Origin of the sequence: Mesorhizobium sp. ISC11 (genome assembly GCF_037162595.1) — a bacterium.
Lineage (GTDB): Bacteria > Pseudomonadota > Alphaproteobacteria > Rhizobiales > Rhizobiaceae > Mesorhizobium > Mesorhizobium ciceri.
In genome coordinates, this window is record NZ_JAVSPW010000001.1 from 2,159,232 (window position 1) to 2,180,395 (window position 21,164).

26 protein-coding genes are annotated in these 21,164 nt (G+C 61.0%); 20 read left to right on the plus strand and 6 right to left on the minus strand.

The features are described from left to right. Positions 1–12: 12 nt before the first annotated feature. The 5 genes from RPF88_RS10780 to gph are packed head-to-tail and all read left to right on the plus strand — an operon-like array spanning position 13 to position 3,415. Positions 13–447 carry a ribulose bisphosphate carboxylase small subunit gene (locus RPF88_RS10780; protein WP_337122392.1) on the plus strand — a complete coding sequence of 145 codons (435 nt, stop codon included), beginning with the start codon at positions 13–15 and terminating at the stop codon, positions 445–447. 7 nt (positions 448–454) lie between these two features. Further along, the gene (cbbX, locus tag RPF88_RS10785) at positions 455–1,393 is read left to right on the plus strand and encodes a CbbX protein (protein ID WP_013532058.1); all 939 of its coding nucleotides are present in this window, start codon (positions 455–457) and stop codon (positions 1,391–1,393) included. 58 nt (positions 1,394–1,451) lie between these two features. Continuing rightward, positions 1,452–2,138: a ribulose-phosphate 3-epimerase gene (rpe, locus tag RPF88_RS10790; RefSeq protein ID WP_337122393.1), complete on the plus strand. Its 687-nt coding sequence runs from the start codon at positions 1,452–1,454 to the stop codon at positions 2,136–2,138. Positions 2,139–2,159: 21 nt separating this feature from the next. Then, positions 2,160–2,717, plus strand: a complete 558-nt coding sequence (locus tag RPF88_RS10795) for a thioredoxin family protein (RefSeq protein WP_013532060.1) — start codon at positions 2,160–2,162, stop codon at positions 2,715–2,717. Continuing rightward, the gene (gph, locus tag RPF88_RS10800; RefSeq protein WP_337122394.1) at positions 2,714–3,415 is read left to right on the plus strand and encodes a phosphoglycolate phosphatase; all 702 of its coding nucleotides are present in this window, start codon (positions 2,714–2,716) and stop codon (positions 3,413–3,415) included. Before RPF88_RS10795 ends, gph begins: the two co-directional genes overlap by 4 nt. A gap of 47 nt (positions 3,416–3,462) precedes the next feature. Here gph and RPF88_RS10805 read toward each other — a convergent pair whose 3' ends face one another. Next, positions 3,463–3,843 carry a c-type cytochrome gene (locus RPF88_RS10805; RefSeq protein WP_024504374.1) on the minus strand — a complete coding sequence of 127 codons (381 nt, stop codon included), beginning with the start codon at positions 3,841–3,843 and terminating at the stop codon, positions 3,463–3,465. A gap of 363 nt (positions 3,844–4,206) precedes the next feature. Here RPF88_RS10805 and RPF88_RS10810 point away from each other — a divergent pair, with 363 nt between their 5' ends. The 6 genes from RPF88_RS10810 (at position 4,207) to RPF88_RS10835 (ending at position 8,945) form a co-directional block, all read left to right on the plus strand. Then, positions 4,207–4,416 carry a hypothetical protein gene (locus tag RPF88_RS10810; protein WP_013532063.1) on the plus strand — a complete coding sequence of 70 codons (210 nt, stop codon included), beginning with the start codon at positions 4,207–4,209 and terminating at the stop codon, positions 4,414–4,416. A 33-nt stretch (positions 4,417–4,449) separates the two neighbouring features. After that, complete coding sequence (locus tag RPF88_RS10815) at positions 4,450–5,430, plus strand: ABC transporter substrate-binding protein (RefSeq protein WP_337122395.1); 981 nt, start codon at positions 4,450–4,452, stop codon at positions 5,428–5,430. Between the two features lie 2 nt (positions 5,431–5,432). After that, the gene (locus RPF88_RS10820) at positions 5,433–6,257 is read left to right on the plus strand and encodes an ABC transporter permease (protein WP_027162619.1); all 825 of its coding nucleotides are present in this window, start codon (positions 5,433–5,435) and stop codon (positions 6,255–6,257) included. Beyond that, positions 6,226–6,966 carry an ABC transporter ATP-binding protein gene (locus RPF88_RS10825; protein WP_024504371.1) on the plus strand — a complete coding sequence of 247 codons (741 nt, stop codon included), beginning with the start codon at positions 6,226–6,228 and terminating at the stop codon, positions 6,964–6,966. The genes RPF88_RS10820 and RPF88_RS10825 overlap by 32 nt, the downstream gene beginning before the upstream one ends. Positions 6,967–7,000: 34 nt before the next feature. Further along, a complete protein-coding gene (locus RPF88_RS10830; protein ID WP_337122396.1) occupies positions 7,001–7,963 on the plus strand; it encodes a quinoprotein relay system zinc metallohydrolase 2 in 963 nt (320 codons plus the stop codon). A 118-nt stretch (positions 7,964–8,081) separates the two neighbouring features. Beyond that, positions 8,082–8,945 carry a quinoprotein dehydrogenase-associated SoxYZ-like carrier gene (locus RPF88_RS10835; RefSeq protein ID WP_063171999.1) on the plus strand — a complete coding sequence of 288 codons (864 nt, stop codon included), beginning with the start codon at positions 8,082–8,084 and terminating at the stop codon, positions 8,943–8,945. A gap of 124 nt (positions 8,946–9,069) precedes the next feature. On the opposite strand, the gene RPF88_RS10840 is transcribed toward RPF88_RS10835, so the two are convergent. Continuing rightward, positions 9,070–9,423, minus strand: a complete 354-nt coding sequence (locus tag RPF88_RS10840) for a hypothetical protein (protein WP_013532069.1) — start codon at positions 9,421–9,423, stop codon at positions 9,070–9,072. An 812-nt stretch (positions 9,424–10,235) separates the two neighbouring features. Between RPF88_RS10840 and RPF88_RS10845 the strand changes: the two genes are divergently transcribed. The 8 genes from RPF88_RS10845 (at position 10,236) to pqqE (ending at position 17,656) form a co-directional block, all read left to right on the plus strand. Further along, positions 10,236–12,011: a methanol/ethanol family PQQ-dependent dehydrogenase gene (locus RPF88_RS10845; protein WP_128278335.1), complete on the plus strand. Its 1,776-nt coding sequence runs from the start codon at positions 10,236–10,238 to the stop codon at positions 12,009–12,011. Between the two features lie 178 nt (positions 12,012–12,189). After that, positions 12,190–12,714: a c-type cytochrome, methanol metabolism-related gene (locus RPF88_RS10850; protein ID WP_013532071.1), complete on the plus strand. Its 525-nt coding sequence runs from the start codon at positions 12,190–12,192 to the stop codon at positions 12,712–12,714. Continuing rightward, positions 12,686–13,579 (plus strand): quinoprotein dehydrogenase-associated putative ABC transporter substrate-binding protein, encoded by an 894-nt coding sequence (locus RPF88_RS10855; RefSeq protein ID WP_337122397.1) that lies wholly within the window; start codon positions 12,686–12,688, stop codon positions 13,577–13,579. Before RPF88_RS10850 ends, RPF88_RS10855 begins: the two co-directional genes overlap by 29 nt. Further along, positions 13,576–14,136 (plus strand): PQQ-dependent catabolism-associated CXXCW motif protein, encoded by a 561-nt coding sequence (locus RPF88_RS10860; RefSeq protein WP_024504368.1) that lies wholly within the window; start codon positions 13,576–13,578, stop codon positions 14,134–14,136. Before RPF88_RS10855 ends, RPF88_RS10860 begins: the two co-directional genes overlap by 4 nt. A 415-nt stretch (positions 14,137–14,551) precedes the next feature. Then, positions 14,552–15,490 (plus strand): pyrroloquinoline quinone biosynthesis protein PqqB, encoded by a 939-nt coding sequence (gene pqqB, locus RPF88_RS10865; RefSeq protein ID WP_013532075.1) that lies wholly within the window; start codon positions 14,552–14,554, stop codon positions 15,488–15,490. After that, on the plus strand, positions 15,487–16,245 hold the full coding sequence (gene pqqC, locus RPF88_RS10870) for a pyrroloquinoline-quinone synthase PqqC (protein WP_024504367.1): 759 nt from the start codon (positions 15,487–15,489) through the stop codon (positions 16,243–16,245). Before pqqB ends, pqqC begins: the two co-directional genes overlap by 4 nt. Next, positions 16,242–16,538: a pyrroloquinoline quinone biosynthesis peptide chaperone PqqD gene (gene pqqD, locus RPF88_RS10875; RefSeq protein WP_024504366.1), complete on the plus strand. Its 297-nt coding sequence runs from the start codon at positions 16,242–16,244 to the stop codon at positions 16,536–16,538. The genes pqqC and pqqD overlap by 4 nt, the downstream gene beginning before the upstream one ends. Next, positions 16,535–17,656, plus strand: a complete 1,122-nt coding sequence (gene pqqE / locus RPF88_RS10880) for a pyrroloquinoline quinone biosynthesis protein PqqE (protein WP_337122399.1) — start codon at positions 16,535–16,537, stop codon at positions 17,654–17,656. The genes pqqD and pqqE overlap by 4 nt, the downstream gene beginning before the upstream one ends. Before the next feature lie 19 nt (positions 17,657–17,675). Here the strand turns inward: pqqE and RPF88_RS10885 are convergent, their stop codons facing one another. Together RPF88_RS10885 and RPF88_RS10890 are read right to left on the minus strand one after the other, a co-directional pair. Next, positions 17,676–18,293, minus strand: coding sequence for a hypothetical protein (locus RPF88_RS10885; RefSeq protein ID WP_063167841.1), 618 nt, complete (start codon positions 18,291–18,293; stop codon positions 17,676–17,678). Continuing rightward, on the minus strand, positions 18,286–18,807 hold the full coding sequence (locus RPF88_RS10890; protein ID WP_337122400.1) for a hypothetical protein: 522 nt from the start codon (positions 18,805–18,807) through the stop codon (positions 18,286–18,288). The genes RPF88_RS10885 and RPF88_RS10890 overlap by 8 nt, the downstream gene beginning before the upstream one ends. 164 nt (positions 18,808–18,971) lie before the next feature. Between RPF88_RS10890 and RPF88_RS10895 the strand changes: the two genes are divergently transcribed. Further along, complete coding sequence (locus RPF88_RS10895) at positions 18,972–19,331, plus strand: hypothetical protein (protein ID WP_027162629.1); 360 nt, start codon at positions 18,972–18,974, stop codon at positions 19,329–19,331. Positions 19,332–19,345: 14 nt separating this feature from the next. Here RPF88_RS10895 and RPF88_RS10900 read toward each other — a convergent pair whose 3' ends face one another. Both RPF88_RS10900 and RPF88_RS10905 read right to left on the minus strand, forming a co-directional pair. Continuing rightward, positions 19,346–20,311, minus strand: coding sequence for a DUF3592 domain-containing protein (locus RPF88_RS10900; RefSeq protein WP_337122401.1), 966 nt, complete (start codon positions 20,309–20,311; stop codon positions 19,346–19,348). 118 nt (positions 20,312–20,429) lie between these two features. Continuing rightward, a complete protein-coding gene (locus RPF88_RS10905; RefSeq protein ID WP_337122402.1) occupies positions 20,430–21,038 on the minus strand; it encodes a class I SAM-dependent DNA methyltransferase in 609 nt (202 codons plus the stop codon). Between the last annotated feature and the right edge of the window lie 126 nt (positions 21,039–21,164).

Below are 21,164 nucleotides of genomic sequence, written 5' to 3' on the forward strand. Positions count from 1 at the left end.
GGAACCGTCGTCATGATGACCAATCCGGGAAACAAGGTCACACAGGGGCAGTTCTCGTTCCTGCCCGACCTGACCGACGAGCAGATTTCGGCGCAGATCAAATACGCGCTGAAGAACCATTGGGCGGTCAGCGTCGAGTACACGGACGATCCGCATCCGCGAAACACCTATTGGGAAATGTACGGCAACCCCATGTTCGACTTGAAAGATCCGGCGGGCATACTGCTCGAGGTCAATGCTTGCCGGAAAGCCTGTCCGAACATGTATGTGCGGGTAACCGCCTTCGATTCGACCAAGGGCTGGGAAGCGCCGCGCATGTCGTTCATTGTTAACCGGCCGCCCAGCGAACCCGGGTTCCGGCTGCTGCGCCAGGAGCGCGACGGCCGCAGCCAGGGTTATTCGGTCGTGCCTTATGCGACCGACAGGCCCGAGGGCGAGCGGAGCTAGCCGAACCATGCTGAACGCGATGACAAAGGACGCTGCCGCACAGGACGCGACGGTTGATCTGCAGGCCGAGTTCGAGGCGTCCAACATCGACGAGGTGATGGACAAGCTCGACCGAGAACTCGTTGGCCTGAAGCCGGTCAAGACCCGCATCCGCGAGATCGCCGCCCTCCTCCTGGTCGACCGGCTTCGCCGCAGGTTCGGACTGACATCGGGTGCGCCGACGCTGCACATGAATTTCACGGGAAATCCCGGCACCGGAAAGACCACGGTGGCGCTGAGGATGGCCGAAATCCTGCATCGTCTGGGTTATGTCCGCGAAGGCCACATGGTCGCCGTGACTCGCGACGATCTCGTCGGCCAGTATGTGGGCCACACCGCGCCCAAGACCCGCGAGGTGATCAAGCGTGCCATGGGCGGCGTGCTTTTCATCGACGAGGCCTACTATCTCTACAAGCCAGAGAACGAACGCGACTACGGCCAGGAATCGATCGAAATCCTGCTGCAGTGCATGGAGAACAACCGTGACGATCTGGTTGTGATCCTTGCCGGCTACAAGAACAAGATGGACCGCTTCTTCGACAGCAATCCCGGCATGCGTTCGCGCATCGCCCACCACCTCGATTTCCCCGACTATGGCGTCAGCGAACTGAAATCGATCGCCGAGATTATGCTCGCGGAGCAGAATTATCGCCTCAGCGAGGCGGCGTCCCAGGCGCTCGAAGAGTATCTTCCGATCCGCATGAGGCTGCCGCATTTCTCCAACGCGCGTTCGGTTCGCAATGGGCTCGACCGGGCGCGGCTGCGGCAGGCTAACCGGCTTTTCGCATCGCGCAGCCGGGTGTTGACCAAGGCCGATCTTATCACCATCGAGGAATCCGACATTCGCGGCAGCCGCGTGTTCGCGGAAGGGAAACTGGAAGGCGAACCGGAGACGAAGATGCGCTGACAGGACGAAGCGGCCGGCGCAGCGACCAACACCGCAGACAGAATTGGAGACGACGACCATGGTCACCGGGACAATCATCGCACCCTCCGTGCTTTCCGCGGACTTCTCGCGGCTCGGCGACGAGGTCGAAGCTGTCGTGCGGGCGGGTGCCGACTGGATCCATCTCGACGTGATGGACGGCCACTTCGTGCCCAACATCACCTTCGGTCCGCCGGTGATCAAGGCGATCCGCGACCGAACGGACAAAATCTTCGACTGCCATCTGATGATCGCGCCGGCCGACCCCTATCTGGCCGCCTTCGCCGACGCCGGTTGCGACGTGATCACGGTGCATGCAGAGGCCGGGCCGCATCTCGATCGTTCCCTGCAGGCGATCAAAAATCTCGGCAAGAAGGCCGGCGTATCGCTGAATCCTTCGACGCCGGAGAGCGTCATCGAATATGTGCTCGACAGGCTCGATCTGGTGCTTCTGATGACGGTCAATCCAGGCTTCGGCGGCCAGGCCTTCATTTCCGCGGTCATCGAGAAGATCCGGCGAATCAAGGCATTGGTTGGCCACCGCCCGATTGACATCGAAATCGATGGCGGCGTCACGGCCGAAACCGCCCCGCTGGTCGCCGCGGCCGGCGCTAATGTGCTGGTCGCCGGGTCGGCCGTGTTCAAGGGAGGCGCCGAGGCGGCCTACCGCGCCAACATTGGAACCATCCGACAGGCGGCCGACGGCGCGATCCGGAAAGCCGCGTAAACCATTTCATCGGAGGCAAGCATGGCGGCCGTTCCCCCTGTCTGCGATTTCGGCTGGCGCGCGATCGATGCCGTTTTGCCCGGCGTCGACGGCAGGTCGCATTCGATCCTCAGCCAGGCCGGCCCGAACGGCCTGGTCGTGGCCTTCATCTGCAATCACTGCCCTTATGTGAAGGCGGTGATTTCACGTATCGTGCGCGATGCCAACGACCTCAAGGCCGAAGGTATCGGCTTTGTCGCAATCAACTCGAACGATGCCGACACCTACCCCGAGGATTCCTTTGACCAAATGAAGCTCTTCGCCACGACAAACGGCTTCAGCTTCCCTTACCTGCACGACCAGCGCCAAACTGTAGCGCGCGATTACGTGGCGGTGTGCACTCCCGATTTCTTCGGGTTCAACAGCGAGTTGGGATTGCAATATCGCGGTCGGCTGGACGCCTCGCGACGAGAAGCCGGAGCGCCCGGGCTGAGACGCGATCTGTTCGAGGCGATGAAGCAGGTTGCCCGAACCGGCGACGGGCCACTGGACCAGGTCGCCTCGATCGGCTGCTCGATCAAGTGGAAGGATGACGCATGAACGTCGGCGCAGATAGGCCGCTTCGATCGCCGAAGGCGATCCTGTTCGACCTCGACGGCACGCTGGTCGACTCGGCACCGGACATAGCGGCCGCCGTCAACGAATTGCTGGCCAGCCGCGATCTGCCGCCGCTGCGCCTGGACCGGGTCAAAGCCATGATCGGCGGCGGTGTCAGGAAACTGATCGAGCGAGCCTTCGCGGCATCGGGAGCGCCACTGCTCGGCAACGCTCTCGATGAGGCAAACCGCGTCATGGCGCCTATCTACCGCCGGCACCTGACCGGCCTGACAAGGCTGATGCCTGGCGTCAGGGAGGCCCTCACCCACTTTCATTTGGGCGGAGTAAGCATGGGGGTGGCAACCAACAAACCGCAGTTGGCGACCCGCGAAATCCTGCTTCATTTCGGATTGACGGAATATTTCGGTGCGATCGTCGGCGGAGACGCGGTGACATACCTGAAACCGGCGCCCGATGCCCTGCTGCTGGCGTTGGCACAGCTAGGCGTCGACCCGGGTGACGCGCTGCTGGTCGGAGACAGTGGCGCTGACCTGGGCGCCGCACGCGCCGCCGGCATGCCCGTCATTCTGCTGCGTGGCGGCTACAGCCACATTCCGGTGGAAGAGCTTGGCGCCGATCTTGTTTGCGACAGCCTTTTCGATCTGCCTTCGGCAATGCAGGGGCTGCAAGCCGATGCGTGATCGAGGCGAACGCCGGCCGAACGCAAGTTCGAACGGCCGGCGGCGCGCTATTTAGAGAATTGCTTCAGATAGGCGATGACATTGGCGATGTCTTCGTCCTGTTTGAGGCCGACAAACGCCATCTTTGTTCCTTTGACCATGGCCTTGGGATCGTGAAGGTAAGTCTTCAGCGTGGGTTCATCCCATTTGACGCCGGACTTGCCTGCCGCGACCATCGCCTGAGAATAGCTGAACCCCGGGTGCGTGCCGGCTGTTCGGCCGATGACGCCGTTCAACGACGGGCCGACCTTGTTCTTGTCCTGGTCGGCGACATGGCAGACCTTGCATTTGGCGAAGACCTTCTCACCCGCCGCCGCGTCCTGTGCCTGGGATTGGCTCGCGATGAAGGGCACAACGGACATGACTGCGAAAAATGCGATTGCGCGCATGGTATTTCCTCATTGATCGTCTGGGTGCCCTGGACGATTTGCGCATGCCGATCCTTTGATCCGTCGGCATGCGCCTTACGCGGTGGCGTGGAAATTCCGCTTCTCCCGTGGAGCCGCGCCGCGTCACCTGGAAGCTAATCGGCATGTTGTGAAAGTCAATCGTACAAAGGTTTAGAGGCCTGGGTGCTCAAGGATCCTGTCCATTCGTCTTTGTTGACGGCTATTGGGCGAGCGCGTAGCTTGACCTCATTCCGGTTTCTCCATTGGCACCTTGAGAAATCCGGCAAGTGGCGGTTTTGTCCTGGCTCCTGGTTGGGCTGGACTCGCCGAGATGGGCGTTTGGGAACGCGCAAGAGGTGCTGAATGGACATGGTCGATCTCATATTGACGGTTTGCCTCAGCGCTAATCCGAGCAATTGCCGAGACGAACATCTCTATTTCGAGAGCCGCGGCACCCTGTTCCAATGCATGTTCCTTGCCCCCAGCGAAATCGCGAAATGGTCTCAAGAACACCCGACCCTCAAGGTCATGCGCTGGAAATGCGCATTTCCGAGCAAGGAACGAGCCATCTGATTTGGCAGCGCGGAACCCTGGGGAGGAGGTGTCATGATGGTTTCACGGCGCATGACGTTGCGTCTGGCGGTTCTCGGGACAGCCGCTGTTCTTGCTACCAGGCCAGCCGTTGCGGCAGCCAGGATTCGCCTCGGTGTGCTGAAGTTTGGAACCGTGAGTTGGGAACTCGATACGCTACGGCAGCACAAGTTCGATGCCGCGAACGGGATCGATCTGGAGATCATCGGCTTCGCCGGCGAGGATGCAACCAACGTCGCGATGCAGGCTGGCGCGATCGACATGATCGTCTCCGACTGGCTGTGGGTCTCGCGCCAGCGCTCCGAAGGCGGCGACCTCACATTGTTCCCCTATTCCACCGCCGTGGGCGCGATCATGGTGAAGGAGGGTTCACCGATCCGGACGGTCGCCGATCTCAAGGACAAGAAGATCGGCGTCGCCGGCGGCCCGCTCGACAAGAGTTGGCTGCTGATACAAGCGCTGACCAGACGCGATCTCGGCGTCGACCTGTCGGCAACCAGCGACATCGTCTTTGGCGCGCCGCCGCTGATTTCGGAAAAGGCGATACAGGGCGAACTCGATGCAGTGCTGAATTTCTGGCATTTTTGCGCCCGTCTCGAGGCCAATGGCTTCCGTCGATTGATCGGCGTGAATGACGCGGCAAAGACGCTTGGGGCTCTGGGACCCGTGTCGGCGCTCGGTTACGTCTTCCATGACCAATGGGCGAACGAGAACCCCGATGCCGTCAGGGGGTTCGTGAGGGCGTCCGCGCAAGCCAAGGACTTGCTGGCCAGATCCGATGACGAATGGCTGCGCCTGGCGCCGATCATTCGCGCGGAAGGCAAGGAACTGGAAAAACTGCGCGATCGCTATCGTCAGGGCATTCCGAGACGGTCGGTCACCGAGGAAGCGGCTGACGCCGGCAGGCTATACCATGTGCTGGCGGCGATCGGCGGCGCGAAGCTGGTCGGCAGCGCGCCGGAGATGGCGCCCGGCACGTTCTGGCAGGAACCCTAGAAATGACCGCATCGGAAACCGACGGCACGCGTGATGCCCCGCCGAGCATGTCCGGCCGACGCAGCCTGGCGACGGCACTGGCGCCCGCGCTGACGGTAGCGGTTTCCCTGCTCGGGCTTTGCCTGCTGTGGAACCTTGCGGCAGGCGTCTGGCCAAGCCGTGCCTTTCCAGGACCTGGGCAGGTCTGGCAGGTGCTTCTCAGGGAGGCTGCGAGCGGCGACCTCTTTTACCATCTCGGCGTGACCCTCGGCCGGGTCGCCGCAGCATATATCGTCGCAATGATCATCGGATCCGTCATCGGCGTTTTGCTCGGCAGCTATCGTCGCGTCGACCGTTTTTTCAACCCGTGGGTGATCCTGTTCCTCAACATCCCGGCGCTGGTGGTCATCGTCCTCGGCTACATCTGGTTCGGCCTCAACGAGGCGGCGGCGATCGGCGCGGTGGCGGTGAACAAGATCCCGAATGTCGTGGTGACGATGCGTGAAGGCGCCAGGACGCTTGATCCAAGTTATGCCGAGATGGCCACCGTCTATCGCTTCGGCCGCCTTGATCGCATCCGCCATATCCTGCTGCCGCAATTGCAGCCCTATCTTGCCGCCGCGTCGCGATCCGGCATCGCCCTCATCTGGAAGATCGTCCTGGTCGTCGAACTGCTCGGCCGCTCGAACGGTGTCGGCTTCCAGATCCATCTCTATTTCCAGCTTTTCGATGTCGCCGCCATTCTTGCCTACACGCTGGCTTTCGTGGCGGTGATGCTTGTCATTGAACTTCTCCTGGTGCAGCCCGTTGAACGACATGCAACCCGTTGGCGCCGTCGTCCCGCTTAAGGTCGACATCGCCGAAAAGACCTTCAGGTCCGCGCGAGGCGTCTCGATCACGGCGCTTCAGGATCTTTCCTTCGAGGTCCGGCAAGGCGAATTCGCCTGCTTGCTTGGACCGTCGGGCTGCGGCAAGACCACGACGCTGCGTATCCTGCTTGGCTTGGACAAAGACTTTTCCGGCTCCTTCCAGTTGCCGCAAGGAGGTTCGAACCGCATCGCCGCCGTATTCCAGGAACCGACCCTGCTGCCGTGGCGAACGGTGGAGCAGAATGTCAGGCTGGCGTTGCCGAAAAGCTTGAGGGCGAAAGATCTCGACGGGCTGTTCGACACGCTCGGCCTCGCGGCCATGCGCTCGCTCTATCCTGCCGAACTGTCGCTCGGCCTTGCGCGCCGGGCAGCACTTGCCAGGGCTTTCGCCACGGAGCCGGCGGTGCTTTTCCTGGACGAACCCTTTGTCTCGCTCGACGAACAGACCGCCGAGCGGCTTCGGCATCTGCTTTTGACCGTGTGGTCGGCACGGCCCACGACCGCCTTGATGGTGACGCACAATCTACGCGAAGCACTGATGCTCTCGGACCGCATCATCGTGCTCGCGCCGCGGCCAACCCATGTGCTCGGCGTGTTCGACGTACGGTTGCCACGGCAACATCGCAATTCGCAGGTGATGAGCGACCTTCTGCGGTCGTTCCATCATAGATTTCCGGACGTCACCTGATCGCCTGCAGGTGAAATGCATATCGGAGGCCTTCATGTCGATCGATCGGCTAAGACGCAGGCTTGTGAGTGGCTTCGCCTGTACCGCCGCCAGCGCCGCCTTGCTGCCGTGCTGCCTCGGACGAGCCGCGGCTGGCAACCTGGGATTCTCGCTCAGGCAGATCGCCGACGGCGTCTTCGCCTTCCAGGGCGCGGATGAATTGATGACCGCCGCCAACGACGGTGCGATCTGCAATCTGGGCGCCGTCGTCGGTACCGATGCGGTTGCCGTCATCGACAGCGGTGGCAGCCTGATCGAGGCGCACGCCTTTCTCGCCGCGATCGGAAAGGTAACCGCAAAGCCGGTTCGCTTCCTGGTCAACACCCACATGCACCCCGACCACATCTTCGGCAATGCGGCATTCCGGGAGATCGGCGCGACCATCGTCGGTCACCGCAATCTGCCGCGCGCCCTCGATGCGCGTGGCGCGTTCTATCTGCACAACTATCGCGAACAGCTTGGCGAGGCGCTGATGGAGGGGGTCGAGATCGTGTCGCCGACGAGGCTGGTCGACGATCACCTGCAACTCGACCTCGGCGGGCGCACGATCGAACTGCGGGCATGGAAGGCGGCGCACACCGACAACGACCTGACCGTATTCGATACCGCGACCAGAACGCTCTTTGCCGGCGATCTCGTGTTCATGGGCTCCTTGCCGACGCTCGACGGATCACTGCTTGGATGGCTCCGCCAGATGGATGCACTCACCGCGATCGACGCCGCGCGCGTCGTTCCAGGTCATGGTCCTGTAACGGCCGACTGGCCACAGGCACTGGCGGGGGAGCGACGCTATTTCGAGGTTCTGGCGCGCGATATCCGCAAGGCGATCGCCGACGGAACGCCGCTGCGCGAAGCAGTCAAAACCGCAGGCGGAAGCGAACGGGACAGTTGGCACCTGTTCGACGATTACAACGAGCGCAACGCAACGGCCGCATTTGCCGAACTCGAATGGGAATAGACGACGCCGACATGCGCCAGGCGGCCGCAAAGCACGGCGATTTGCCAAGGCGTCGCCAAAGGCTTATCCTCAATGCCAGCCTGGGCACCACCTCTCTTGCATTGGTGGAGGCATCGAAATGCAAAATCAAGCTTACTCGAGCCGGCAGCTCGCCTTGCCGCTCGCATCCGTTTTCGCCGCGATCATCTTGACCATCGGCACGTTGCTCGGCTCCTCGGGAGCCGCCAACGCACAGCAAACAACCGCGTCCTCGGATAGAATCTGGCATGACTTGAAGGGCGACGTGTTCGGCGATCGGGCAATTCTGGTCGATACCGGCGTCGTCAGGATCGAAGCACCAAAGCGGGCGCAGGATGCCGCCATCGTGCCCGTCGACATCTATCTCGATCCAGCCAAGGCGCCAGACGGCATCAAATCCGTTACCTTGATCATCGACGCGAACCCTGCACCGGTGGCGGCAACGTTCCAGCTCGGCAAGGATGCCGGCGTGACGCATCTGTCGACGCGCGTGCGCGTCAACGACTATTCCTATCTGCGTGCCATCGCTGAGACGCAGGGTGGTCAACTCCATATGGTACAGACCTTCGTCAAGGCGTCAGGTGGCTGCTCCGCCCCTGCGGTCAAGAACCAGGACGAAGCCAACGCGACAATGGGTCAGATGAAGCTGCGCCAGTTCCCGCCCAAAGAGACGATGACCAAGACCGAGGAACTGCAGTTGATGATCCGGCACCCTAACAATTCGGGGCTGCAGCGGGATCCGCTGACCCAATATTTCATACCGGCGCATTTTGTCCAGAAACTGTCGATCTCCCAAGCCGGCCGGCCGATCCTCTCCATGGAAGGTGGAATATCGATTTCGGAAGACCCCAACTTCCGATTCGATTTCACCGTGCACGGCAATGGCGAAATCCAGGTTGAAGCGATCGATACGGACGGCAAAACATTTCGCAATCAGTGGCCGCTCGAGACAGCGGGACTCTGAAGTCTCGATATCTTGCGCTGGACTGCCGGGTGCTTGCCACTTGATCCCGAAAATGGAGCTCGTTCGGGAAGATCACGCCCAGGCAGAGGACGGAGCTCCATCCGGTTTCCGGATGGAGCAGGCTCTAAAAGCAGCGCACGTCGGCTTCCGACTGCGCACGCTTCAATTCGGTACGGGCTGCCTTCGCCGGTGCGCTTTCGCGAAACAGCGCCGCGCTTTCGCCTGTGGTCAAAGACATGCTCTTGAAAGTCTCGGCTCTCTCATAGTGGTCGTAGGGAAGGATCGAGGCGATGACGTCGATCGAGCAGGAACAGCTTTCCAGCGCCTGACGTGTCTGGCCGTTCGTCTGCATGCAGCCGAGCACGTAGTCGGCGATCGTTGCTGTCGGGTAATCACCCGCGGCGCCCGCGGGGTTTGCGAAGGCCAGCGGCGCGGCAAGGAGCAGCGGCAAAGTCGAAAATCCAACATATCTGATCACGGGAAAACCTCCGGTTAGCCTAGGCGCGATGCGCCCAGTCGGGATCACCGTGGCAGTTGGCAACGTGCAGCAGAGTCAGTCAAGCGCCTATGGCTTCCGTATGCGACCAAAGGAGGAATGCGGGGCTTGTCGACCGTGGTTCCGCATGGCGGCTCCGTGGCCTGCTCCACGCCCCGACTCCAACGATCATCTCATGCTTGGCCCACTATCGATTCCCAATGGAGCACGCGCATGACCATGCCGAGACATCGAAGCGAATACCTCCAAGTAAAATCAACGCTTAGGCGAAATGTAAAAATCAAAAAATAACTAAATTTTATGTGCCCAATCGTTATTTCGCGATCATAAATACTTTACCTAACAAATACCGTCCTGCTTATTTTCTTATATTGCACCGCATCATTTACGATATTGCGGTGCAAAAACACCAGCAGGCTTTTTTGCTTGCCTAGCCTTTTACGATGACATAGCCTCACCCTGTTTCCGGCTTCAAGGGCGTCACCGTCATTAGGGAGCGGCGACAGTCTTTCGTAGGCCAAGGTGAGGTGGGCAGTAACGGTGCCCTCTGCACATCTGGCTTAGGTCGTGACACGCTGCCGGAAATATTTCCCCCCCGTGAATCGCTTGGGCAAGCCCTTGTGGGCTCAGCAAATGATTCATCACGATGAACCTCGGGAGGAATTCGGATGCGTGTACTTACGAAAGCTACCTATATTCTAACCACTGCGGCGTTTCTGTCGCTCGGCGCGGCCTATACGGCGTCGGCTAACGAGGACCTTGCAAAGCTGGCTTCGGATTCGAAGAACTGGGCAATGCAGACGGGTGACTACGCCAACACCCGCTATTCCAAACTCAACCAGATTACTGCGGACAATGTGAAGAACCTGCAGGTCAAGTGGACCTTTTCCACCGGCGTGCTACGAGGCCACGAGGGTGGACCGCTTATCATCGGCGATGTGATGTATGTCCACACGCCTTTCCCGAACAATGTCTTTGCGCTCGATCTCAAGAATGACGGGAAGATCCTTTGGAAGTACGAACCCAAGCAGGATCCCAACGTCATTCCGATCATGTGTTGCGATACGGTCAACCGTGGCGTTGCCTATGGTGACGGCAAGATCATTCTCAATCAGGCCGACACCACGGTCGTCGCCCTCGACGCGAAGACTGGCAAGGTCGTCTGGTCGGTCAAGAACGGCGACCAGACCGATGGCGGCAAAGGCGAATCCGGTACGGCTGCCCCCGTCGTCGTCAAGGACAAGGTGCTCATCGGCGTCTCCGGCGCCGAATTCGGCGTTCGCGGCTGGCTGGCCGCCTACAATCTGAAAGATGGCAAACTCGCCTGGAAAGCCTATTCGGAAGGTCCGGACGCAGACACCCTGATCGATCCCGAGAAGACCACGCAACTCGGCAAGCCGGTTGGCAAGGATTCCGGCACGAACACCTGGGAAGGCGAGCAGTGGAAGACCGGCGGCGGCACGACATGGGGATGGTATTCCTATGATCCCAAGCTGAACCTGGTCTACTATGGCACCGGCAATCCCTCGACGTGGAACCCGGTCCAACGCCCCGGCGACAATCGCTGGTCGATGACGATCATGGCCCGCGATGCGGATACTGGTGTTGCCAAATGGCTCTACCAGATGACCCCGCATGACGAATGGGACTATGACGGCATCAACGAGATGATCCTCGTCGATGGCATGGAGGTCAACGGCGCCAAGCACGACGTGCTGGTGCATTTCGATCGCAATGGTTTTGCCTACACCATGGATCGCGCCACCGGCGATCTTCTCGTCGCCAAGAAATACGATCCGGCCGTGAACTGGGCGACCGAAGTCGTCATGGACCCCAAGAGCGAACAGTATGGTCGCCCGCAGGTCGTGGCGAAATATTCGACCCAGCAGAACGGCGAAGACACCAACTCGACGGGCATCTGCCCGGCGGCGCTTGGAACGAAGGACCAGCAGCCGGCGGCCTATTCGCCGAAGACCGGGCTGTTCTATGTCCCGACCAACCATGTCTGCATGGACTATGAGCCTTACAAGGTGAGCTACACCGCCGGTCAGCCTTATGTTGGCGCCACCGTGTCGATGTATCCCGCACCTGGCGGCGACGGCAACATGGGCAACTTCATTGCCTGGGATGCGGCCAAGGGCGAGATCGTCTGGTCGAAGCCCGAGCAGTTCTCGGTGTGGTCGGGCGCGTTGGCGACAGATGGCGACGTCGTCTTCTACGGTACACTCGAAGGCTACATCAAGGCGGTCGATAAGGACGGCAAGGAACTCTACAAGTTCAAGACCCCGTCCGGCATCATCGGCAACATCACGACCTACGAGCAGGGCGGCAAGCAGTATATCGCCGTTCTGTCGGGCGTCGGTGGATGGGCTGGTATCGGCCTGGCAGGCGGCCTGCTTTCGCCTGACAACGCCGCTGCCTGGCATGGCGCCGTCGATCAGGGCCGCGCGCAAGGCGACCAAGCCGCTGTCGTTGGTACAGCTGGCCTGGGTGCCGTCGGCGGCTACGCGGCACTTGCCGACTACACGACGCTGGGCGGTCAGCTCACCGTCTTCGGTCTCCCGGATTGATGCGCTGGGAACCTTGAGCATGCCTCAGGTCTTGTGAGACCAAAGGCTTGAAGAACGAGAGCCCGGACATCCGGAAGCCATGGCCGGGCTCTCGATTCGGTTACGCACCCAAAAACACCGATCAATGCCGGTCGCGACAGCAAAACCGTGTCTATTGGCAAATGAAGGAAGCGTTTGAATGTCCGTTCGCATTGTAATTTCGGCTTTCGTCCTGGCTCTGCTGCCTCTGGCAAGCTCGAGCCTCGCCCGGGCCGACGACAGCATGGAAAAAGCCAAGGCGGTAAAGGAAGAAGGCGGCAAGTATTTGGATGCGGATGGAAATCCGACCTACAAGATCGAAAACGGAACCGTCGATTGGTACACGTTCAGCGGCTACCGCCGGTATCATTCCGATTGCCATGTCTGCCACGGACAGGACGCGACAGGTTCGAGCTATGCGCCGGCTTTGGTCAACAGCCTGAAAACCATGGATTACGCCACATTCCTCTCGATCGTCGCCGAAGGCCGCAAGAATGTCGGCGGCGGCAAGGAAAACGTCATGCCTGCCTTTGGCGACAACAAGAACGTCTATTGCTACCTGGACGATCTCTACGTCTATCTGCGCGCGCGCGCGGATGGCGCGGCGCCCCGCGGAAGGCCGCCCAAGCACGAAGACAAGGCCCAGGCGGCGAAGGATGCCGAAGCATCCTGCATGGGTGGATGACATGATCGGCCGCGATGCATTGAAGCTGCGCGTCGTTCTGCCGATCCTCGGCACACTCGCCTTGCTGCCGTCGAACGCGCATGCGCAAAGCGCCGGCCTTGGCGCGGCGGGAGAACTGGTCGACCCTGACATTCTGCGCGTCTGCGCCGATCCTTCGAATATGCCCTTCACCGACAAGAGCGGCGAAGGCTTCGAAAACAAGCTGGCCGAACTGGTTGCCGCGAAAACCGGGCGCAAGTCCGTCTCCTACACCTGGTTTCCCACGATCACCGGCTTCGTGCGCAATACGTTGGGGGCCAACCGATGCGACATCATCATGGGCTATGCCCAAGGCGATGAGCTGGTGCAGAACACCAACGCCTACTATCGCTCCGCCTATGTGCTGGTGCATCCGAAAAGCCACGATATGGAAGGCGTGGAAACGATCGAGGATCCCAGACTCACAGGCAAAACGATCGGCGTCGTTGAAAGCACGCCGCCAACCGCCAACATGGCCGCCAACAAGCTTCTGCGGACCGCCAAGATCTATCCGCTTGCGGTGGATACGCGCGTCACCCCATCAATGGGGGAGGTCATGATCAAGGACATGCTGGCACACAAGATCGATGCGGCGGTGCTGTGGGGACCGATGGCAGGTTACTACGCCAAGGAACTCGGAGCTGATGTGACGATCGTTCCACTGGTGAAGGAAAAAACCGGCTCGCGCATGTCTTACCGCATCACCATGGGCGTACGTCCGTCGGACCAGGAATGGAAGCGGACGCTCAACCGGGTGATCAGGGAAAACCAGGCGGAGATCACCAGGATCCTGCTGAGCTACAACGTGCCGCTGATCGACGAACACGACAACCTGATTAGCCAATGAATGGAAGGGAGACTATTTTCGTGCTGGTCGCCGCGAGCCTTCTGGGTCTGGCCGAGCCGACATGGGCTGGCGACATCGCCGAACCCAGCGGTTTCCGGATGGACGACTATCGGGCGCCGGTACCGCGGACGCTGCAAGGCGCGAGGGTGGTGACGACGGTGGAAGCGGAAGCGCTGTGGCGAACGAAAAAGGCGATCTTCTTCGACGTGATGCCGGACACGCCCAAACCGGCCAATTTGCCGGCAGGGACGATATGGAGAGACAAGGTCAGAAAGGACATTCCAGGCAGCATATGGCTGGCCAATGTGGGATACGGCGCTATTTCGCAGGAGACCGCCAGCTATTTTCGCCAAGGCCTCGCGGCCAAGGCCGGGACGGACAAGTCGCGCACGGTTCTGTTCTACTGCATGACGAATTGCTGGATGTCGTGGAATGCGGCGAAACGGGCCGTCCAGTGGGGCTACAGTTCAGTGATCTGGTATCCGCTCGGCGCCGATGGATGGGAAGATGCAAACCTTCCACTGGAGGAGAAGAAACCCTACGCAACGAACAATTGAAATAAGGACTGCAATTATTCTCGATAGTTTGTTTTCAATTTTTCAAAACCTATTGTTTCATTTGTCCATTTTGAAACTTGATGGACGAGCCATTGCGTCGGTGCCCTGCAATGGTTGGCTAACGACAGGATCGGTCCCTTCGGGCTGGTATAAGAGGAGAAATGTCATGAAGAAGAACTGGAAAAAACCGACCATGTGTCAGGTTGCCGCTGGCTTCGAAATTTCACGGTATCTGCCTGCTGAAATTACTCCCAAGAAGTAGGCCGCAGAGGTGCGCGTCCCTGGCGACAGGGGCGCGCATCCCCTCCCCGCATGGGATTTTCGTGAAAGATTTTGACGCACGCAAAGCGCGCGGAGTGTTGTTTGTGACTGCAAATTGCCTGCAGGTCAGAGAAGCCGGCGCGCGGGCATTTTCATGCATTTGAGGATCATCGGATCGGCGGCGGGCGGCGGCTTTCCGCAATGGAACTGCAACTACCGTCTCAGTCGTGCGGCTCGCAACGGCATGGCAAGCGTGCATCCACGAACCCAGTCAAGTGTCGCCGCCTCGGCGGACGGGTTGGGCTGGGTTCTTTTCAATGCCTCGCCCGACATTCGCCAGCAAATCGCTGCAACACCTGAATTGCAACCTGCGGGCGATGCGCCGCTGCGCTCGACACCTATTCGCGCTGTGGTGCTGACCAATGCCGACGTCGATCATATCGCCGGACTGCTCAGCCTGCGCGAGCGGCAGCCTTTCGCCATCTATGCAACGGCGCAGGTTCTGGCGACGCTGGAGGCGAATTCGATTTTCAACGTTCTCGATCCAGCGCTTGTGCCGCGGCGCATCCTGCCGCCGGCGAAAGAGTTGGCCATCTGCGACGCAGAAGGCCGCGATACCGGCGTAATGATCGAGCCCTTTGCCGTGCCCGGGAAGATAGCACTCTATCTGGAGGATAGAGACCATCCGGATGCCAATTTCAGCTCCGACGCAGGTGACACGATCGGAGTCCGAATTGCCGGCATCGGCAGCCGCGGCTCCGTCTTCTATATCCCAGGCTGCGCGCGCATCGATGCGCGGCTACGCGCGCGTCTCACCGATGCCGCCTGTCTTTTGTTCGACGGCACGGTCTACACCGACGACGAGATGATCGTCGCCGGCGTCGGTCAGAAAACCGGCGCGCGCATGGGGCATCTGGCGATCTCGGGAGAATTGGGTTCGATTGCAGGCTTGGCCAATGTGAAGGTCGGCCGTCGCGTCTTCGTCCACATCAACAACACCAACCCCATCCTTGACGAGAGTTCCGCCGAACACGCGGCGGTCAAGGCGGCAGGCTGGGAAATCGCAAACGACGGTATGGAGATGGAATTTTGAGCGACTTCCGCGATGCAGCCAAAGGCGGACTCTCCACGAGCGCTCTCGAAGCCGTGCTGAGGCAGGTTGGCGCCGAGCGCTATCACAATCGCCATCCCTTTCACCACAGGATGACCAGCGGCGCGTTGTCGAAGGCCGAGATGAAGGCCTGGGCGCTGAACCGCTATTGCTATCAGGCGGTCATCCCACGCAAGGATGCCATGATACTCGTACATGCCGAGGATCCAGCGTTTCGTGCCGCGTGGCGCAAGCGGATCGAGGATCATGACGGCGAGGACGGCTGGAGCGGCGGCATCGCGCGCTGGCTGCATCTGGCAACTTCGCTCGGCCTGGACGCCGAGGCCGTGAAGAGCGAAAGGCTGGCACTGCCGGCGACACGCTTCGCGGTGGGCGCTTACCTTTCCTTTTGCACAAACCGGACGCTGTTCGAGGCGGTCGCGTCCTCGCTGACCGAGATGTTCTCGCCACTCATCATCGGCGAGCGGGTGCCGGCAATGCTGGCCAAATACGACTACATCACCGAGGATACGCTGGCCTATTTCAAGCAACGGCCCGAACAGGCCTCGCGTGACGCCGACTTCGCCCTTGACTACGTGCTCAGCCACGCCGATACGGCGGAGCGCCAGCAGCAGGCAATCGATGCACTGGTGTTCAAATGCGATATACTCTGGGCCATGCTTGACGCGCTTCAACACGCCTATGGCGAGCGGGGAAACATACCGCCCGGCGCCTTCCAGCCCGAGGCAGCCCTATGACGGCGCTGCGCGAAAGAGCTGTGGTGTCGTTGCGATCGGTACCTTCGCTGCCGAAGCACGTGCGCATACAATACGATCCCTTGCGGCAGGCATTCGCCGTGCTTTCACCGGAAAAGATATTCTGGCCGAACGATGTCAGTCTCGACATATTGCGACGCTGCGATGGACGGTCCACGGTCGGCGACATCATTGCCGGCCTTGCCGCCGATTATGAGGCCGAACAGGAGGCCGTGGCGACCGACGTCATCGCCTTCCTGCAGGAATGGTCGGACAAGCTGCTGGTGAGGCTATGAGCACGCCCCTCCTCCCTCCAATCGGCATGCTGGCGGAACTGACGCATCGCTGCCCGCTGCAATGCCCTTATTGCTCCAATCCGCTCGAACTGCTCAAGGCCAATCGCGAACTCGACACAGAGACCTGGCTCGCCCTGTTCTCGGAGGCCGCCGATCTCGGAGTGCTCCAGGTGCATCTGTCCGGTGGCGAGCCGACACTGCGCCGCGACCTCGAGCAATTGATCGCCGGGCTTGCGGGGCGCGGCGTCTACACCAATCTGATTACCGCGGGCGTTGGCATCGTCGAGGGCCGTGTCGAGGCATTTGCCGAAGCCGGTCTAGACCATCTGCAACTGAGCTTTCAGGGCGCGCGGCCGGCGACCACGGATCGCATCGGCAACCACAAGGGCGCCCACGAAAAGAAGCTGGAGACGGCACGCCGCGCGCGCGCGGCCGGTCTGCCTCTTACCATCAACGCGCCGATCCATCGCCATAACATCGAGGAGGTGCCGGAACTCATCGATCTCGCCCTTTCGTTGGGCGCGGAGAGGCTCGAGATCGCCAATGTGCAATATGCCGGCTGGGCGTTGACCAATCGCGATCAACTGATGCCGGAGCGTGAAGCGGTCGATAGGCAGGCGGAGATCGTCGCGGAGGCACAGGAGCGGTTGGCCGGCATCATCAACATCGATTTTGTGACGCCGGACTATTTCGCGATCTATCCCAAGCCGTGCATGGGCGGCTGGGCGCGGGACGCCTTCATGGTGACGCCTGACGGCACCGTACTGCCCTGCCATGCCGCACAGACGATCCCGTCGCTCAGCTTCGAGCGTTTCGAACCACGCAGGCTGTCCTCGATCTGGGCCGATTCGCCGGCGTTCAATGCTTTTCGCGGTACGGACTGGATGCAGGAGCCATGCCGCGGCTGTGAGCGGCGCGAGATCGACTGGGGCGGCTGCCGCTGCCAGGCGATGGCGATCGCCGGCGATGCCGCTGCAACGGACCCGGCTTGCGCGAAATCGCCGATCCATGCTCGCATGGCAATGCTGATCGACGAAGCCAAGCGCATTGCCACAGTTCCTTCGAGAGAAGAAGCATTCGTCTACCGGCGGATCGGTGCGGTGACCGAATCCGCCTGACCTGGCGAGAAAGCGCTTCTCACCCCCTCGGCAAGACGCGTAGCGTCTGCTCGTCAAACAATGGCTCGTCCTGGCCGATGCGCACAAAAAGCAGGCTGTACCCCTCACCCGCGGGCACCTCGAAATACTGCATGCCGTCAGGCATTTCACCCCAGTCGCCGCAGGGCGGTTCGGGAATCTCGTCGGAGCTGGCAAGTGCTTTCAGCTCTTTCGCATAGGCGGCGTCGGGGCTGAATGTGTAGCGTTTGACGCCGGCGGGTACCGTGCCCTCGGTGTAAGGCGCCAGCACACAGCGGGCGCTGACGGCCTTGTCGGTCTTTTCCAGGAACAGGCGCTGCAACGCAGCCTCGGCGGTTTCGCCAGGCTTGATGTCAAAGACCTCGACAAGAGGGTCAGCCGCGCCGCCGTCGCTGTATTTGATGGCGAGCGCTTTGCCGGCGAATTCGAAATGGATCTGGCGGAAGCCGAAATCGCAGCGCTGCGTCCAGGCGGCCAGCCCGACAGTTTTGTCAGACAATTTTTCCCAGGCGCATTTGTCGATGGGCGGGCGCGACGGCGCCGGCTCGTCCGCCATGGCTGGTATCGTCGCGGATGCAAGCAGGGCACTGGCCCAGATGGTCGATCGCACGCTATTCATCGCTGCATCCTGTTAAAATGAAGGCGTCCCAGGCCGAACCGCCTGGATTGGCATTGGCGAAATCGGCTCCTTCGGTGAAAGCCACGCCGAAACCGGGCAAGAGCAGCCCTCTCGGCGCCGGTGTCGCTTCGCGCGAATTCAACTGCTCGGCGCCGCCGCCGGTCAAGGCATAGACCTGGCCCTCCCATAGCCTGCACAATCCGCTACCGTCCTGCAGGCCGCCTTCCCGGTCGTCGTCGGTGCAGGCGTGGCGAATGGTGCCGAGCGGGAAGGAATTCTTGCCGTTGGTCCAGGTGATGTCGGCGGGCAGGCTCGTGCCGGTGTTGGGCACGGCCAGCGAAAACACTTCGGCCGTCAGCGCCGCCGGCTGGTTGGCGAGCGGGCGGAATTGCACGACGGCACCCGAGCGCGGCTCCTGATAGGTGGCGTGACTCAGGAGGCATTCTTTTGCCAAGGCCGCCTGCATCGGGCCGAGCAGGCCCAGGAGGAAAAAGGCCAGTATGCGGGTGATCATCCGATGTCTCTGGGAAAGCGTTGAGTCGGCCCGCACAGTCGCATCATTCACGCAAAAGCATAGCAAAATCCGGAACGGCGGCGTTTGTCCGATCCTGGACAAAACTTGTCCACGCAAAATCCCACCAGCCTGTATGGTCGAGCGCACTGATCGAAGGAGTGGTGATGCGGCGTTTGGTGATGACGACGGCAATATCCGCATTCGCCGGTGGCTCCGCGCTGGCGGCGCCGCCTTATGTTGGGACATGGTCTACCGACAGGCTGAACTGCCACGCGGCTCCCGACATCCAACGCGAGACTGTGTTCACAGTGGACCAGGCGTCGCTGTCGTTCCCCGATCTCGGCTGCGAGCAGGCGACATTTCGCAAAAGCTCGACCGGCTGGGTGGTGCATGCCAGCCAATGCTACGGTTCCGACCCGTCGATCGAGGAGCCGTTCGCGCGTGTCATCCATATCGTCAGGCATGGGGCCACGCTGCGGTTCACCTGGCCTGGCTTCAACAGCGGACCGCTCGTCCGCTGTTGAAGGCGTCCGGCGCCTCAGACCAGGCCGACCAGAAAGGCGGCGCCACCGAGAAAGCCTGCCGAGCAGATCCATAACAGCCAGAGCCCCCGTACCCGGCATTCCAGCACCGCCGAGCCGGGGTTGGCGCGGTCATAGTGGACGTCGACCTTGCTGCCTTCGACATACTGCCGTGCCTGGCCGCCGACGAGGCCGGGCAACGAAGCCGTCACGGTTCCGCCGAAGGTCACACGATCGGCGCTGTAGCGCTGGCCGGCGACGTCATAGGAGTAGACGATGCGGGATTTGAAGACGGTGCGCCAGCGACCATAGCCAGAATGGTTTCGGAGCGCCTGCAGGCCCGAGGCATCGATGCGGCCGGCAGTGACCGGCCATTTTGCCGCCTGCTCGGCCATCGATTTCTGGACGAAGCCCATGCGCAAGGCAAACAGGCCCATGAACAGCAGCAGCGCCGCCGCGCCGAGGTTTTGCGGCTTGGGCAAATGCGGCCTGATCGCCTCCAGGACGCCGCCGACGGAAAACACCAGCACCAGCGCGCCGACCACCAGCCCGGCCGAGAGCTGGATCATGAACTTGAAGGCGCCTTCGGGCATGGTGCGCTCGATCACGGCTTTGCTCGGATCGGCCGGATTGTAGAAGACAGTCACCTCCGCGCCGCGGGGAAACTGGGCAAGGGTTTCGGTGACTTCGAAATTCCCCAAATTCTCCTTCACGCTGTAGCGCGAGGTTTGAAATTTCTTGCCGCCGACCTTGTATTCGAAGGTGATCGCCGGAAAATTGCGCATTTCGGTCGTATCAGTGCTGTCCGAACCAACGCCCGAGCTTCTGACCTCGCGTGCCTCGACGCGCGACGAGATGATCTTTCCCGGCGTCGGCAGCCAGCGGCTGAGTGCCTTCACCTCTCGCCATTTCATGAAGGTGATGAACGACAGCGCGCCCGCGACCACGCAGGCAAAGCCGACAAGCATGATCTTGAGTTCCAACTCGTCTCCCCCCAGGAGTGCAGGAACCCGCACATAGACAGCATGGCGGCGGCAATGTCTTGTATTTTCGCAAATCTGAAAAGGCTGAGCAGCGCAAACGGCAACAGCCCACGCCGCGTTATGCAGGCTTCACGGCCAGGAACGTGTTCCATTCTTCGCTATTGCGGCCGACGTTGAAATCGTCCCTGATGAGGACCAGCCCGGCGCCTTCGAGACGGGCGGCGAAGTCGTCCCTGCGCCAGTAGACCATGTGATATTCGCCTGATGTCTCGCCATCGCCATTGCGCATCGAGACGAGGAAGGCGCCGCCCGGGCGCAGCGACCCGGCTATCTTGGCAAGCACCTGGTCGGTCTGGTCGCGAGGCACGTGGATCAGGACGCATCGGGCAAGGACCGCGTCGTAGGGGCCGCCGAGATCATCGGTGATGAGATCGAGCAACTCGCCATGCTTACCACGCGCGGCCTGCAGCTCGAGAAACCGCTTGGTGGCGTCGGTGCGCCGAACCTTGACGCCCAAATTTTCCAGAAAATCCGCATCGTATCCGGCTCCGGACCCGACTTCCAAAATCCGGCCACCTGTGCCGGCGATTGCCACCAGGCGCTTGAGCGATGCCTGCTCCCTCTCGTTGGGAACATGGCGCACGATGGCATCATATTGTTCCGCATAATCCTCGTAAGCGCTGATCGTTTGACGGCTCTGTGCCAGAGCCTCCGATGACACACCCATCTTTTCCTCCCATGCGTCCTTGTTGGTCAAAGAGCCAGACACTTTCCTCAGCGAATGCTGCCGGCGGAAGCGTGTCCATCGAGCAGTCCGATATCGCGCTTGAAATGGTCCGACAGCGCACGCTGG